Raw genomic sequence first — 15,346 nt, 5'->3', positions numbered from 1 at the left:
ACACTTGCAACGTAATTGTTCCGCACGTCCGGTACTCGGCTTGCCGGCGCGGAAGTCCTACCGCGCCAACGAAGGCGGGGGTTCAGACGAGCTGCGGCTGCAGCTCTTCCGCGGTTTCCCGCAGCACGGGCAGCACGCGTTCCCACATGTCCGCCTCGGAGATCCGCTCCACGCTGGTCCCGATGTTCAGCGCGGCGATCGGTGTGCCATCCCAGCGGCGCAGCGGCACGGCGGCGGAGTGGAACCCGGCCTCGACCTCGTGCGCGACGTAGGCACACCCGGCCTCCGCCACCTCGGTGACCTTCTTCTCCAGCGCGGCCACGCGGGCGTCGTCGAGACCGGCGAGGTCGACCAGGTGGCGGTGCCGGCGCTCGTCGTCGAGGCCGCTGAGCAGCACGAGACCCAGCGCGGACTGCGCGGCGGGCACCTGGAACCCGATGCCCTCGCCGATCGGCAGCGTGTGGCGCGGCAGCGCTCGCGCGATCATCACGGCCGCCGGTCCGTCGAGGACCGCGGCGGTGCAGGAGGCTTGGAAGACCTCGGCCAGGCGGTCGCATTGCGGCTGCAGCACCTGGCTCACCGGGTTGGTCGTGAGGTAGGCCGACGCGAGCGTGAGCACCTTGGGGGCCAGGCGGTAGGCCTTGTCGTCGGCGACGACGTAACCCAGGTGCGCCAAGGTGAGCAGGGCGCGGCGCACGGTCGCGCGGGGGAGTTCGAGCTTGCGGGCCAGCTGTGCCTGCGTGAGCCGCTCGGCGGTGTCGTCGAATGCGGTGAGCACGAGCAGGCCGCGTTCGAGGGCTTCGGAGTAGTCCGAGCGGCTGGTGCCGTCCACCTCGCGGGCCGCCCGGCGGGCTTCGTCCCGCGCGTTGAGCTTCGACACTCCACCAGCTCCGTTCGATTAACGCACACCTTGTCACGAAATGTAGCACGAACGCCGCCGAAGACCTTGCGGTGACCAGTCGCGGCTGCCTACAGTGCTCACATCAGAACCAAGTGTTCGTTAATTGAACACACGTGAAAAGACTGCCGGCCCCCACCACGCTGGACGACGAAGTCGCGAGGAGAACGCTGCCATGCGCGCGGACGACAACCGGAAGATCACCGAGACCGGGCCCGGCACTCCGGGCGGCGATTGGATGCGGCTGTACTGGCAGCCTGTGGCGCTGACCGAGGAGCTCGACACCGAACGTCCGGTGGTTCCGCTGCGGGTGCTCGGTGAAGACCTCGTGCTGTTCCGCAACGCCGACGGCTCGCTGGGTCTCATCGACCGCCGCTGCGCCCACCGCGGCGCCGACCTTTCCCTGGGGCGCCTGGAAGACGGCGGCCTGCGCTGCTACTTCCACGGCTGGCTCTTCAACCGCAATGGGTCCTGTATGGACACTCCGGCCGAGCCCGAGGACAGCAAGCTCAAGGCCAAGGTCAAGATCCGCTCGTACCCGGTGCGGGAGTGCAACGGGATCGTGTGGGGTTACCTCGGCGACGGCGAGCCGCCGAACCTGCCCGCGCTCGACTGCTTCGTGGCGCCGCCGGAGTACACGTTCGCGTTCAAGGGTTACCTCGACTGCAACTGGCTGCAGGCGCTGGAGGTCGGGATCGACCCCGCGCACGCCTCCTACCTGCACCGGTTCGCCGAGGATGAGGACACGAGTGACAGCTACGGCAAGCAGTTCCGCGGCGCGTCGCTCGGCACGAACCTGCCGATGACGAAGATCCTGCGCGAGTACGGCCGGCCCGAGATCCTCAACGCCCGCACCGAATACGGCCAGCGCATCGTCGCCCTGCGCACACTCGACAAGGATGGGCTCGACGGCTCGTCCACCCACGTGCGCATCACGCACCAGGTGTTCCCGCACGGCATCACGATCCCGCTGAGCTCCACCATGGCAATCACGCAGTGGCACGTGCCGATCGACGACGTCTCCTGCTACTGGTACGCGATGTTCACCAGCCTCGACGAGCCCGTGGACTCCGAAACCATGCGCGCGCAACGCCTCGACGGCATCACGCTCCCGGACTACAAGCCGGTGCGAAACCGGGCGAACAACTACCGCTTCGACTTCGAGGAGCAGCGCACGCAGACCTACACCGGGCTGGGGCGCGACATCAACGTCCACGACCAGATGGCGGTCGAGGGCCAGGGCTTCATCTACGACCGCAGCCGCGAGAACCTCAGCCGCTCCGACCGCGCGATCGTCACCTACCGGCGGATGGCGCTGCAGGCCATCGACACCGTCGCCGAGGGCGGCAGCCCCGACCTGTTGCTCAAGGACTCCGCCGACGTCGAGAGCCGCGGCCCCATCCCGCTCGACGGCATCGGCCCCACCGGCGAGTGGGAGGACTACTGGGCGAACTCGATCGCCGACCTGCGCAAGGCGAGCCCGTGGGCCTCGCATCTGCAGGCGGCGCTCGCGACGGGGCCGGCGGGCGTGCCGGGCTCGGCGGTCGAGCCGGATCGTTCTTCGTCGCCCGACGCCTACGACCGCGCGCGGGACTGAGGCCGGCCATGGGGTTCATCGAGAAGTTCGGGCTGTGGACCGAGGAACAGCAGGAAGCGGCGAGAGCCGTCCTGGCGCGGGTCGGCTCGGAGGGACTGCGGACGATTCGCGTGTCCTTTGTGGATCAGCACGGGATCCTGCACGGCAAGACGATCCCGGCGAGCGGGCTGGCCGCCGCGTTTCGCAGTGGGTTGAGTTGTGTGTCGACGCTGCTGTCGAAGGACACGTCCGGCACCACGGTGTTCTCGGCCTTCAACGCCGACGGCGGGCTCGGCGTGGCCGAGATGGCCGGTGCGGCCGACGTGGTGATGGTGCCGGACCCCACGACGTTCCACTTGGTGCCGTGGGCCGAGGACACCGCGCGGATCCTGTGCGACTTGCGGTTCCAGAACGGTGAGCAGGTGCCGTTCTGCAGCCGCGGCGTATTCCGCACGGCGCTGGAGCGCGCGAGCGTCGCCGGGTTCACCTACGTGACGGGGCTGGAGATCGAGTTCCACCTCTACCGGCGGGCTTCGCACTTCCCCAACGACGACGGGATCGGCCGCTGCACCACGCCGACGCCGGTCGAGCCGATCAACCAGGGCAACCAGCTGCTGAGCGAGAACCTGGGCGACGAGGTCGAGCCGGCCACGCGGCGAATCCGCGAGGTGCTGGAGCGGATGGGTATCGAGCTGCGCAGCATCGAGGTGGAGCTGGGGGCGAACCAGCTGGAGGTCACGCTCGATCCGGCCGCTGGTCTCGCTTCGGCGGACGCGATGGTGTTGTTGCGCAGCACGGTCAAGCAAGTGGCGCGGCGAAACGGTTACCACGCGACGTTCATGTGCCGGCCGCAGATCGCGGAAAGCAAGTCGAGCGGCTGGCACCTGCACCAGAGCCTGGTCTCGCCGGACGGTGGGCGCAACGCCTTCGTCCCGGCCGACGGCGAGGGCGCCATTTCGCTGGTGGGCAAGCAGTTCATCGCCGGTCAGCTGGAGCACGCGAGCGCGGCGTGTGTGTTCGCGAACCCGACGGTGAACGGGTACAAGCGGTTCCAGCCGTATTCGATGGCGCCTGACCGGATCGCGTGGGCGCGGGACAACCGGGGCGCGATGATCCGGCTCGTCGGCTCGGCCGAGGACGGCTCGACGCACATCGAGAACCGGGTGGGGGAGTCGGCGGCCAACCCGTATCTGTACATGGCGTCGCAGCTGCATTCGGGTCTGAACGGCGTCGAGACGTCGTTGTCGTTGCCGCCTTCCGCCGACGATCCGTACACGACCGACGCGGGGCGGCTGCCGGCGAACCTGGCCGCGGCCGTCGACGCCCTGGAGGCCGATGCCGGGCTGCGACGGGTGATGGGCGAGCAGTTCGTCTCGTACTACGCCGCGATCAAGCGGGCCGAGGTCGCGCGGTTCGAGCGGACGGTCACCGATTGGGAGCATCGTGAGTACTTCGACCTCTACTGATCTGTCGCTGCGGGTCACGCGCGTGACTTGGGAAGCCGCGGGGGTGGTAGGCCTTCGGCTGTCCAGCGGTTCTCCTTTGCCGGCCTGGGAGCCGGGTGCGCATCTCGACCTGAAGCTGCCTTCGGGGTTGGGCCGGCAGTACTCGCTGTGCGGGGACCCGGCCGACCGGCTGCATTACGACATCGCGGTGCGGTTGGAGGACGCCGGCCGCGGTGGGTCGGCCGAGATCCACGGCACGGCGCTGGTCGGGCGTGAGCTGGTGGTCGAGCGGGTGCGCAACCACTTCCCGTTGGCGGATGCCGAGTCGTACTTGCTGATCGCCGGCGGAATCGGTGTGACGCCGCTGTTGCCGATGGTGCGGGCTCTGGCCGAGCGTGGAGTTGACTATTCGGTGGTCTACTGCGGACACGGTGGCGCCACCATGGCCTTCCGCGCGGAGCTGGCGGCGATCGGTGGTGACCGGGTGTCCTTCGTAGACACTGCGGTCGAGCCACGGCCGGACCTGAAAGAGCTGATCGGCGGGCTGGCCCCGGCCGCGGCCGTGTACTGCTGTGGCCCGGTCGGGTTGCTCGACAGCGTCACCGAAGTCTGCGAGGCCGCCGGCGTGCGGTGCGAGACCGAACACTTCGCCGCGGCCTCGCCTTCTCCTGACGAGGCCGCGGACGACGCGGTGGAACTCGAACTCCGCCAGTCCGGCCTGACCGTCGTGGCCGACGCGGACATCACCCTGCTGCAGGCCATCCGCGACGCCGGGGTCGGCGTCGAGTCCGACTGCGAAGAGGGCTACTGCGGCACCTGCGAAACCCGGGTGTTGGAGGGAACGCCCGATCACCGCGACGTCGTGCTGTCCAACGCCGAACGCGCGGCCGGGAAGACGTTCTTCCCTTGCGTGAGCCGGGCCTGCGGCGGCAAGCTCGTACTGGACCTGTAACCGTACTACGAGGAGGGAAACCAGGTGGGCGAGGAAAACCGGACGAAGGTCGCCGTGGTGCAACCGGGGGACGAGTCGGACCAGGTGGCGCTGCCCGGGTTCGGCGCGGTGTTCAAGCTGACGCACCAGAACAACGGTGGCGAGGTCGCGATCCTCGAGCACCCGTTCGCGGTCGGCTCCATCACCGCGCCCCACCGCCACACCCGTGAGGACGAGCACTCCATCGTGCTGGCCGGCCAGATCGGCTTCCGCTCCGACGACGCCGAAGTGGTCCTCGGCCCGGGCGGCTTCATCACCAAGCCCCGCGGGGAGATGCACGCCATGTGGAACGCCGGCACAACCCCGGGCCGCATCGTCGAGGTCATCACCCCCGGCGGCTTCGAAACCTACTTCCGCGAACTGAGCGACCTCCTCCTCGCCCACACCGACGGCACCCTGGGCGACGCGAAGAACCTCCACGAAACCGACGAGTTCGCCCGCCTGGCCACCAAGTACGGCCTGACCTACGGCATCCCCGACTGGCTGGACGACGTCGTCCGGCGTTACGACCTCGACGTGCCCAGCCACTGAGGCGGTCTGTCCAAACCGGTCAGTTCGACGCGTCCGCCGTGTCGTCGGCGCCGTCGTCGAAGACTTCCAGGGCGCGGCGCTGGCGGAGGAGGCGGAAGACCGCGTCCAGTTCGGACTCGAGTTCGGTCAGGCGCGCCTGTTCGTCGAGGGAGAGGCCGCCGCCGTGGTGCATGGCGCGGGTGCGGAGGTCGTGTTCCTCGTCGAGAAGCGCCGCGAGGCGATCGGTGATCGCGTGTGAAGTCGTGCCCATGTCACCCACCCGTTCGAGCCGGCCCCGCGCCGGGTCGGGGTGACCCGGCCGGGATGACGTGAAGTGCGAAAGCGTTGTCGTCCCGGCCGGGCGTGGTCATCAGGCCACCTTGGCCAGCGTTGCCCGGGCGGCGGCCACCACGGCCTCGGGCGTGAACCCGAACTCGCGGAACAGCGTCGCGTAGTCGGCCGAAGCGCCGTAGTGCTCGATCGAGACGATCTCGCCGGAATCACCCACGAACGGATACCACGGCAACGCGATCCCGGCCTCCACCGCGACCCGCGCCTTCACCGACGGCGGCAGCACCGAATCACGGTAAGCCTGGTCCTGCGAAGCGAACCACTCGAAGCACGGCAGCGAAACCACGCGCGTCGGCACGCCCTCGGCCTCCAGCCGCTCGCGCGCCGAAACGGCGAGCTGCAGCTCCGAGCCGGTCCCGATCAGCACCAGCTCAGGCGCGCCATTCGACGCCTCCGCCAGCACGTAGCCACCACGAGCGACGCCTTCGGCCGAAGTACCCGGCAGAACCGGCACCGGCTGCCGGGTCAACGCGAGCGCGGTCGGGTGATCGACGTCCTCGATCGCGGCCTGCCACGCCGCAACGGCCTCGTTCGCGTCACCCGGACGCACCACGTTCAGGCCCGGAATCGCCCGCAGCGCCGAGAGGTGCTCGATCGGCTGATGCGTGGGTCCGTCGCCGCCGACGCCGATGGAGTCGTGCGTCCACACGTACACCACCGGCAGCCGCATCAGTGCCGCCAGCCGCACCGCTGGGCGCATGTAGTCGCTGAACGCGAGGTATGTCGCACCGTACGGCCGGGTGCCGCCGTGCAGCGCGATGCCGTTGAGGATGGCGCCCATCGCGTGCTCGCGGATGCCGAAGTGCAGGGTCCGCCCGTACGGTTCGGCGGCCCACATCTTCGTCGCCGCCGCGATCGGGCCGAACGAGTCGGCGCCCGTCATCGTGGAGTTGTTGCTCTCCGCGAGGTCGGCCGAACCGCCCCACAGCTCGGGCAGCACGTCGGCCACCGCGTCGAGGAACGCCCCCGATCCCTTGCGCGTCGCCAGCGAAGCGCCGACCTCGAACGACGGGAGCTCCGAGGTCCAGCCCTCCGGCAGCGCACGCGTGGAGAGGCGCTGCCGCAGCGCGTGCCGCGAGGGGTTCGCCGCGGCCCACTTGTCGTACTCGCCCTGCCACTCCGCACGCCAGGCCTGACCGCGCGCGACGGCCTCGCGCGTCAGGGCCAGCACTTCGTCCTCGACCACGAAGTGCTGCTCCGGGTCGAAGCCCAGCACGCGCTTCACCGCAGCGACCTCGTCGGCGCCGAGCGCGGAGCCGTGGATCTTGCCGGTGTTCATCTTGGTCGGCGCGGGGTAGCCGATCACCGTGCGGAGCCGGATGTACGACGGGCGCGGGTCGGCCTTCGCCGCCGCGATCGCGTCCTGGATCGCGGCGACGTCCTCGCCGTCCTCCACCACCTGCACGTGCCAGCCATACGCGCGGTAGCGCTCGTCTGTGTCCTCGGACAGCGCGATGTCGGTGTGGTCTTCGATGGAGATGTCGTTGTCGTCGTAGAACACGATCAGGTTCGCCAGCTGCTGGCGGCCCGCGATCGACGACGCCTCGGAGGTGATGCCCTCCTGGATGTCGCCGTCGGAGGCGATCACGTACACGAAGTGGTCGAAGAGGCTCTGCCCCGGCGCGGGTTCGGGATCGAACAGCCCGCGTTCGCGGCGCGACGCCATGGCCATACCCACCGCGTTGGCCAGGCCCTGCCCGAGCGGACCGGTCGTGACCTCGACGCCCTGGGTGTGGCGGTACTCGGGGTGCCCCGGGGTGAGTGAACCCCACGTGCGCAGCTGCTGAAGGTCCTCCAGTTTGAGGCCATAACCGGCGAGGAACAGCTGGATGTACAGCGTGAGGCTGGTGTGCCCGGCGGACAGGACGAACCGGTCGCGCGCCGGCCACGACGGGTCGGCCGGGTCGTGGCGCATCTCGCGCTGGAACAGCGTGTACGCCAGCGGTGCGAGGCTCATCGCCGTTCCGGGGTGGCCGCTGCCGGCCTTCTCGACGGCGTCGGCGGCGAGCACGCGGACGGTGTCCACGGCGCGGAGGTCGGTGGCCGTCCAGCCTTGCGGGAGGCGGCGGGTGGTGACGGTGTCGGGCACTGTGCTCAGACTTCCCCTGCGTAGTCGGGATTTCCGCCCGTGGTGCGCACACGCCGAGCCGGTTCCGCGGCACCCGGCGGGCTTCCGGGCGGCGCGGTCGGTCACCGAGCTCGACTGTAATGAGCCGACGCGAACCCCGGCAACTCACCGTGGGCCCGCTCTCAGCGGACGACTCAGGTGTGTGACTTTTCGGACCAGAGTGGTTCGGGAACGGACATGCCGAACTCGCTGCCCCATCGGTTGCGGCTGCTCACCTCGTGCACGGGGCGGCGGTTCGCGGCCACGCCCCACTTGCCGCGCGGATAACCCATCGCGAGCATGGCCGTGAGCTCCCAGCCCTCGTCCTCGGGTACATCGAGCAACTCCATGACCCGATCGGACTCCAGGCGCAGCATCGTGGTGAGCACCCCGCCGACCCCTTCCGAACGCGCGGCGAGCAGCGCGCTCCAGATGGCGGGGTAGATGTTGGCTCCGCCGTGGTCGTCGATGGAGAAGACGAACAGCAGCAGCGGGATCTCGGTGAAGTGGTCGGTCAGGAAGCCCGCGGACTTCGAGATCCGCTTCATCGTCTCGCGGTGGTTCTCGGGGTCGTGGATCGGCTGGGCGAACGTGCCGGCCGCGATGTCCTCGTACTCCTTGTCCCGGCAGCGCCGCCAGATCGGGGCGAGTTCGGCCTTGATGCCCGGATCGTCCACGGCCAGGAAGTGCCAGCGCTGGGTGTTGCCGCCGTTCGGCGCCCGGATCGCGGCGTCGAGGATGCGCGCCTGCAGGTCCAGGGGAATCGCGTCCGGATGCATGCGCCGCATCATTCGCGTGGTGTAAAGGGCTTCGTGGACGTCCATCGAGGGCACAGGCGGCATGGAGCCGATTATGCCTCGATTTACGTTACAGTCAATGATCGGAACGGATGCCTGTCACCGTTTGCCCGAAGTGGACGCCCGCCGCCGCGGCGCGGGCTTCTTCTCCAGCGCCGGCCAGAGCACGGCGACGACCGCCTCGGGGATCTCCGTTTTGGCTTCCCCTCGGTAGAACGCCGCGAAGTAGCTGCCGAAGCACATCGTCGCGATGGTGTGCTTGTCGATCTCGTCCCGCACGGCGCCGCGGTCCTGTAGCTGTGTCAGCACACTTTCGACGAGCTCCACGCGGGGCTCGACGGCGTGCTTGCGCAGGATGTCGAGCAGCTCCGGCGTGCGGATCGCCTCGCCCGCGAAGTTGCCCATGAGCACCATGGCGTCCGGGTTGAAGTACGCGGGGTCGAGCCGGCGGACGGCTTCCGTGAGCGCCTCGCGCGGCTCGAGTCCGCTGAGGTCGAACGCGTACATGTCGCGCTGCTTGCGGAAACCGTAGTCGAGCGCGTCGACGACGAGCTCGAACTTCGTGGCCCAGCGCCGGTAGAGCGTGGGGCGGCTGACCTTCGCGTCCGTGGCGATGTCGCCGATCGTCATGCGGGAGTAGCCGTCGAGGACGAGCCGCCGGCGCGTGGCAAGGATGATCGCCTCGTCGAGCGCGGCGTCCCGGGGGCGCCCGCCCGGCCTGGGTCCGTCTTCGGTGCTGACCTGCTCGTCCGCCGTCGTATCGCGTGTCCGCGCCATGGCTCCACCTCGCCGAGAAAAAACCGATCTGCGAAGCATATCCGATCCGTTACACGAAGGTGTTGTTATGCGGCAAGTTTAGTTACAGTACTTGACTGTAACTAAATGTGGACGTACGGTTTGGGAACGCCGAACCACAGCGGACCGAACGGAGTCGACGATGACCACGCCCCAGGAGCTGATCGACCGCAGTATCCCGTTCCTCAACGAGGTGAAGAACCGCACCGCGGGCGGGGAGCTCGAGTCCTGGCTCAACACCCGCTACGGGCCGGACAGTGAGCTCTACCAGGACCTGGCGCGCATGATCACCGAGGGCGTCGAGGCCGGCTGGGCCGCCAACATCGAGGTCGAGGGCAAGAAGTACCGCCGCAGCCGCATCGCCGACCCGCAGGATGTGCTCAACTACTTCAGCATCACGGCCGTGTACATGGACAGCGTCGAGCCGTTCCGCGGGCAGTACCACCAGCACCCGTACGGCGAGCTCAACCTCGTGGTGCCGCTCGACCCCGGCGCGAAGCTGATGGGCCCGAACGGCTGGAGCGGCCCCGGCTGGACCGCGCCCGGCCCCGGCAGCCACCACTACCCGGAGGTCAAGGACGGCGCGCTGATCGCGTTGTTCTACCTGCCCGCCGGCCGGATCTCCTACGACATCCAGCCGCCCGCGGCCTGAACCCGGGGAGCCCAGCGCCATGAACCCGGCGTCCACGATCGAGGAAGCGATGGCGACGCGGCGCAGTTGCCGGGCGTTCCTGCCGACGCCCGTGCCGCGCGCGGAGGTCGAACGGCTGCTCGCGCTGGCATCGTCGTCGGCCAGCAATTCCAACAGCCAGCCGTGGCAGGTCCACGTGCTCACGGGCGCTGCCAAGCGCGCGTTGACGGCCGACCTGCTGTGCGCTTACGACGAGGGCCGCCGCGCCGTCGGCGAGTTCGCCTACCAGCCGGCGGCGGACTCGTGGCCCGAGCCGTTCCGCTCGCGCCGCCGTCGCTTCGGTGAAGGCCTGTATTCCGAAACGCTCGGCATCGCGGCCGGCGACACCGCCGGCCGCAGCGACCACCACCGGCGCAACTACGACTTCTTCGGCGCACCGGTGGGGCTGGTGCTCACGGTGAGCCGGGCACCACTGCAGGGTGCGCTGGTGGACGCCGGTCTGTTCCTCCAGGGACTGATGTTGTCCGCGCGCGGAGCCGGGCTGCACACTTGCGCACAGGCTTCGTTCATCGATTACCACCCGGTGTTGCGCCGCCACCTCGTCATTCCGGACGACCACCTAGTGGTGTGCGGAATCGCGCTCGGGTATGCCGACGACGACCACCGCCTTGGTGGATATCGCACAACGCGGGAGCCGGTGGAATCCTTCGTCACCTTCTACGAGTCCGCCGCCGTGACCCGCCAGGTGGAACCGGCGTGACGGTCGACCGCGATCTCGTCTACGCGACGGTCGGCGGCACCCGGCTGATGGTGGATATCCACCACGCTCCCACCACGGGGGCGCCCGTCGTGCTCTACCTGCACGGCGGTGGGTGGACCCGCGGCGACCGGCGCGGCGAGGCCGCACGCCGGCAGGCACCCTTGGCGGAGCACGGTGTGACCGTGGTGTCCGTCGATTACCACCTGGCACCAGGGGCGGTGTTCCCGCAGCAGGTGCACGACGTCAAGGGCGCCGTGCGCTGGCTGCGGGCGAACGGCGCGCGCCTCGGCCTCGAGACCGGGCGGCTCGGGGTCTGGGGCGCGTCCGCCGGCGCGTATCTGGGTTCGCTGCTGGCGTTGTCGCCGAATGATGAGGAGCTGGAGGGGACGGTCGGCGGCAACGTCGACGAGTCGAGTGCCGTGCAGGCCGTGGTGCACTGGTTCGGACAAGCCGACCTGGCGGCCACGGCGGCGCGCAGTGAGCTGGAGGCGAAGCTGCTGCCGTTCCACTTCGAGGCCGACTTCCTCGGCGGAGCCGACCCGGCGGGGCATTCGCTGCTGGCGCGGGTTTCGGCGGCGGCGCCACCGTTCCTGATCGCGCACGGCGACCGCGACCGGATCGTGCCGCCGGGGGAGGGCCGGGCGCTGCACGACGCGCTCGTGCGGGCCGGGGCGAGGAGCAGTTTCGTGCTGCTCGGCGGGGCCGGGCACGAGGATGCCGCGTTCGACGGCCCCGTGAACCTCGCGACCACGGCGGCGTGGCTGCGCGCCGTTCTGGCCTGACAAACGCACGCGAGTGCCGGCTGCGGCACCCGTGACCACCCGGGACTAAGGAGCCCGGTCGTTTCGTTACAGATCATGAACGTATCGAAACAACGTGAAGGAGCCCGCGATGTCCACGACCCCGACCGTGGAGCACTGGTTCGATTTCCTCTGCCCCTTCTGCTACATCGCTCAGGACCGCAACCGGGTGCTGCGCGAACACGGCGTGGTGGTAAACGAACACCCGCTTCAGATCCACCCCGAGATCGGCCCCGGCGGCAGCCTGGCCGGCCCTCGCGTGGGCCCGACCTACGAGTTCCTCGCCCGCGAGGCCGAAGCCGCGGGCCTGCCCCTCGAGTGGACGGACCGGATCGCCTACTCGCTGCCGGCGCTGGGCGCGTACACCACGCTCGACGATCCCGAAGTCGCCGACCGCTTCGCCACATCCGTGTTCAACGCGTACTTCGGCGAAGGCCAGGACCTCGAATCGCGCGACCTGCTGCTCAAGCTGACCGAACAAGCCGGCGGCGACCCCGAGATCGTCCGCGCCGCCTGGGAATCGGGCGAAGCGGACCGAGCCGTGGGCCGCTCGGCGATCCTCGCGTACGAGAACGGAGTCGAGGGCACTCCCGCCTGGGTGGCCGGCGGCCGGAGCTTCAGCGGGTTGCGGCCCCGTGAATGGTTCGTGGCGTGGGCTGGGTCTCTCGGCTGAACCTGGCCGGTGCCACGATCCGTGTCACAGAAGTCTTCGCAGGTCAGTGCGGGTGATACCGTGGCACAAAGATCACCCGCCCGGCCGATCGGTCCAGTCAGAAAGCCGCTCCACGATGGTTTTGTTCGGCACGGGTGATTCGTTCGCCTTCGCCTTCGACGAGTCCCGCCGGCTGCGCATCTCGGCGCCGGCCGACCAGCTGCCGTTGGCCGCCTTCCTCTACACCGACGCGCAAGCCGACGCCCATACCGTCGGGCAGCTCGCCGGCCTGCTCCGCCGAGCCCAGCGCGAAGCCAAGGCCTGGCTCGGCAACGGCACTTCCGTCGCGTTCACCGGCGACAGCGTGGTGCTCGAAAGCCTCTACGGCACCTGGCCACGCGCCGTCGTGCCGCAGCAGGTGTTCTTCGCCGCACTCGAGTCCCTGCACCGCTTCCTGCTCGCGTCCGGCGTGACCCCGGCCGAAACGGGGATCACGCGCAGGGCCTCCGAGTACCGCAACCTGAAGAACGGCCGCTTCTCCTTCGTCGACCACACCTACTTCCCGCCGGACTGGACGCCCGAGGCCGTGTCCGCGGCCGGCACCGCCGCGTGGTCCTCGCCCGACGTCCTGCGCGACCCCGCCACGGGCGCCTGGTCCGGCACCTTCGCCGACCTGGAGATCGCCGGCTACCACGACCCGGCGACGGGCGAGGTGCTCACGTATTTCCCGGTGCAGCACTGATCCCCGTCTCTAGGCTCACGGCCATGGCGGGCTGGGAGTGGGACGAATCGCTGTACTCGGGCAGCGCGGCTTACTACGCGAGAGGCCGCGTCGCGTATCCGCCGGAGCTCGCCGACGCGCTCGCCAACGCATTGCGGCTCGACGGTTCCGGCCGCTTCCTCGATGTCGGTTGCGGCCCGGGCTCCTTGACGCTGCTGCTCGCCACTCGCTTCGAAGCAGCCGTCGGCCTCGACGCCGACCCCGACATGCTCGCCGAAGCCTCCCGGCTGGCCGCCGCGAAAGGAATCACCACCACCCGCTGGGCCCACGAAAGGGCCGAGGACCTGCCGGCCGGACTCGGCGCGTTCCGGCTCGTCACGTTCGCCCAGTCCTTCCACTGGCTCGACCGCCCCCGCGTCGCCGCGGCGGTGCGCGGAATGCTCGAGCCCGGCGGCGCCTGCCTCCACGTGCACGCCACCACCCACCGCGGCACCACGACCGAATCGGCGCCACCCCACGAGCGGATCACCGAGCTCGTGCGCGAATACCTCGGCGAAACCCGACGCGCGGGCCGCGGTGTCCTCCCCGAAGGCACGGCCGGAGGGGAGACGGCGATCTACCGCGGCGCCGGATTCACCGGCCCCCAGCGGATCGAGGTACCCGGCTCCGCCGTCGTCCGGGATATCGACGACGTCGTCGCCACGGTGTTCTCGTTGTCGAGTTCCGCACCGCACCTCTTCGGCGATCGCGTGGGCGCTTTCGAGTCCGAATTGCGGAGCCTTCTCACCGCCGCGAGTCCATCCGGAAAGTTCCGTGAGCAGATGCGTGAGTTCGTCGTCGATGTCTGGCGGCCGTGAAATCGGGCCTGGTTGTCACACCAACGGGTGGTTTCTCCGACGATCACTCCGAGGAGTACCGCGTGTCTCCGAACGAGCGGCCAGGATCCCCGCCCCACAGGCGAAGCGGGCGAAATCGGCCGCACCTCGCTGACCACGGCTAATCGCCGCGCAGTGGCGAATTTCCCTAGTCCCCCTAATGGGGCGGGGCCCGAAATCCCTAACGCCGATGCGTCGAACCCCCGGGGAGGCCCCCGATGGCCGCCGAACGGCCGCGCCCTATCTTCGTCCCGAACCCCTTCGACTTCGCGGCATGCCCACGACGGCCGAATCAATCAGTGCACAGGAGACAACAAACTATGGACGCGGTGCAGAACCTGCACGAATTCGCCATGACCCTGCTGAGCGACCCGCAGGCCGCGGCCGCCTACGCCGCCAACCCGCAGGGCCTGCTCGACACTGCTGGTCTGGCCGACGTTTCGCCGGCCGATGTGCAGGACATCATGCCGCTGCTGGCCGACACGGCCCCGCTGGCCGCCGCCCCGAGCCTGCCGGTCTTCGGCAACGTGCTCTCGCACGCGGCCGGCGAGCGCGCCGACCTGCCGAACGTGACCGGCCTGGCCAGCGGCCTGCCGAACCTGAGCGGCGTGTTCGAGACCGTCAGCGACTTCGCGGACCAGACCGGCCTCAACACCCTCACCCACTCCACCCTCGGCACCGTCTCGAACGTCGTGGACCACGTGGCCGGTGCGGTCAACGGTGTCCCGATCGCCGGCCCGGTCGTGGCCGCCGGTGCGATCGACCTCGAGCACACCGTGGACGCGGTGGGCGAGCACGTCTTCGACGGCAAGCTCGTGGGCTCCGCGGTCGACGCGGTCACCAACCACCTGGGCGACGCCCTCATGCCGAAGGCCGCCGTGGCCGCGCTGAACGACGTCCCGCTCGTCGGCGGCCCGGTGTCCGGTCTCGTCGAGGACGTCCGCGTCACCGGCGCCGGCCTGCTCGGCCACGTCAACGACGCCATCGGCTCCACCCCGGTCGGCATCCACGGCGACGAGCGCGCCGACTTCGGTGCCGCGGGCGACCTGTCGCACACGCTGGACCACGTCGTCCCGGCCGCGGCCGCCGTCCCGGCGCTGCCGGCCCTCCCGGCGGTTCCGGGTGTTCCGGCCGTCCCGGCTCTGCCGGCCGTCCCGAACGTCACCGGCACCGTCGGCTCCGTGACCCACACCCTGTCGGCCGCCGCGCCGCAGGCCCCGGTCGTGGGCGACACCGTGCACCACGTGCTCGACACCGTCGGCCAGGCCGACACCGCGGGCATCCAGCACACGCCGATCGCCGACGTCGCGGACGCGACCCACGCCGGCTCGCCGCTGGGTGGCGTCGAGACCCACGCGCAGGACCTGGCCCACGGCCTCGACCTGCACACCGCGACCGACGCGCTCGGCCACCTGCCGCTGCTCGGTCACTGAGTTC

Annotated in this window: 16 protein-coding genes; 11 read left to right on the top strand and 5 right to left on the bottom strand. The window is 69.7% G+C overall.

Going from position 1 to position 15,346, the window contains the following annotated elements:
* Positions 1-82: 82 nt before the first annotated feature.
* Positions 83-880, bottom strand: coding sequence for a helix-turn-helix domain-containing protein (locus tag K1T34_RS06630; RefSeq protein ID WP_220243405.1), 798 nt, complete (start codon positions 878-880; stop codon positions 83-85).
* 193 nt (positions 881-1,073) lie between these two features.
* On the opposite strand from K1T34_RS06630, the gene K1T34_RS06625 reads away from it, so the two are divergent.
* From K1T34_RS06625 to K1T34_RS06610, 4 genes are read left to right on the top strand one after another with little or no spacing between them, the layout of a single operon-like run.
* The gene (locus K1T34_RS06625; RefSeq protein WP_220243404.1) at positions 1,074-2,495 is read left to right on the top strand and encodes an aromatic ring-hydroxylating dioxygenase subunit alpha; all 1,422 of its coding nucleotides are present in this window, start codon (positions 1,074-1,076) and stop codon (positions 2,493-2,495) included.
* An 8-nt stretch (positions 2,496-2,503) separates the two neighbouring features.
* Positions 2,504-3,940 (top strand): glutamine synthetase family protein, encoded by a 1,437-nt coding sequence (locus K1T34_RS06620; protein ID WP_220243403.1) that lies wholly within the window; start codon positions 2,504-2,506, stop codon positions 3,938-3,940.
* A complete protein-coding gene (locus K1T34_RS06615; protein WP_220243402.1) occupies positions 3,918-4,871 on the top strand; it encodes a PDR/VanB family oxidoreductase in 954 nt (317 codons plus the stop codon). Before K1T34_RS06620 ends, K1T34_RS06615 begins: the two co-directional genes overlap by 23 nt.
* Positions 4,872-4,895: 24 nt before the next feature.
* The gene (locus K1T34_RS06610) at positions 4,896-5,441 is read left to right on the top strand and encodes a cupin domain-containing protein (RefSeq protein WP_220243401.1); all 546 of its coding nucleotides are present in this window, start codon (positions 4,896-4,898) and stop codon (positions 5,439-5,441) included.
* Between the two features lie 19 nt (positions 5,442-5,460).
* Here K1T34_RS06610 and K1T34_RS06605 read toward each other — a convergent pair whose 3' ends face one another.
* From K1T34_RS06605 to K1T34_RS06590, 4 genes are all read right to left on the bottom strand, one after another.
* Complete coding sequence (locus tag K1T34_RS06605) at positions 5,461-5,691, bottom strand: DUF2630 family protein (protein WP_220243400.1); 231 nt, start codon at positions 5,689-5,691, stop codon at positions 5,461-5,463.
* Between the two features lie 99 nt (positions 5,692-5,790).
* Complete coding sequence (tkt, locus tag K1T34_RS06600; RefSeq protein ID WP_255638354.1) at positions 5,791-7,860, bottom strand: transketolase; 2,070 nt, start codon at positions 7,858-7,860, stop codon at positions 5,791-5,793.
* Between the two features lie 173 nt (positions 7,861-8,033).
* The gene (locus tag K1T34_RS06595) at positions 8,034-8,720 is read right to left on the bottom strand and encodes a nitroreductase family protein (RefSeq protein WP_220243399.1); all 687 of its coding nucleotides are present in this window, start codon (positions 8,718-8,720) and stop codon (positions 8,034-8,036) included.
* 54 nt (positions 8,721-8,774) lie between these two features.
* On the bottom strand, positions 8,775-9,452 hold the full coding sequence (locus K1T34_RS06590; RefSeq protein WP_220243398.1) for a TetR/AcrR family transcriptional regulator: 678 nt from the start codon (positions 9,450-9,452) through the stop codon (positions 8,775-8,777).
* A gap of 160 nt (positions 9,453-9,612) precedes the next feature.
* Between K1T34_RS06590 and K1T34_RS06585 the strand changes: the two genes are divergently transcribed.
* From K1T34_RS06585 to K1T34_RS06555, 7 genes are all read left to right on the top strand, one after another.
* Positions 9,613-10,122, top strand: coding sequence for a DUF4863 family protein (locus K1T34_RS06585; protein ID WP_220243397.1), 510 nt, complete (start codon positions 9,613-9,615; stop codon positions 10,120-10,122).
* A 19-nt stretch (positions 10,123-10,141) separates the two neighbouring features.
* Positions 10,142-10,861 carry a nitroreductase gene (locus K1T34_RS06580; protein WP_220243396.1) on the top strand — a complete coding sequence of 240 codons (720 nt, stop codon included), beginning with the start codon at positions 10,142-10,144 and terminating at the stop codon, positions 10,859-10,861.
* Complete coding sequence (locus K1T34_RS06575) at positions 10,858-11,643, top strand: alpha/beta hydrolase (protein ID WP_220243395.1); 786 nt, start codon at positions 10,858-10,860, stop codon at positions 11,641-11,643. Before K1T34_RS06580 ends, K1T34_RS06575 begins: the two co-directional genes overlap by 4 nt.
* Before the next feature lie 109 nt (positions 11,644-11,752).
* Entirely contained in the window at positions 11,753-12,334 is a 582-nt protein-coding gene (locus tag K1T34_RS06570; RefSeq protein WP_220243394.1) for a DsbA family protein, read from the top strand.
* A 115-nt stretch (positions 12,335-12,449) separates the two neighbouring features.
* Positions 12,450-13,055, top strand: a complete 606-nt coding sequence (locus tag K1T34_RS06565) for an EndoU domain-containing protein (protein ID WP_220243393.1) — start codon at positions 12,450-12,452, stop codon at positions 13,053-13,055.
* 23 nt (positions 13,056-13,078) lie between these two features.
* A complete protein-coding gene (locus K1T34_RS06560; protein WP_220243392.1) occupies positions 13,079-13,891 on the top strand; it encodes a class I SAM-dependent methyltransferase in 813 nt (270 codons plus the stop codon).
* A 338-nt stretch (positions 13,892-14,229) separates the two neighbouring features.
* On the top strand, positions 14,230-15,342 hold the full coding sequence (locus K1T34_RS06555; protein ID WP_220243391.1) for an IniB N-terminal domain-containing protein: 1,113 nt from the start codon (positions 14,230-14,232) through the stop codon (positions 15,340-15,342).
* Positions 15,343-15,346: the final 4 nt, after the last annotated feature.

Source organism: Amycolatopsis sp. DSM 110486 (assembly GCF_019468465.1).
Taxonomy (GTDB): domain Bacteria; phylum Actinomycetota; class Actinomycetes; order Mycobacteriales; family Pseudonocardiaceae; genus Amycolatopsis.
This window is presented reverse-complemented; position numbering and strand designations above follow the sequence as displayed.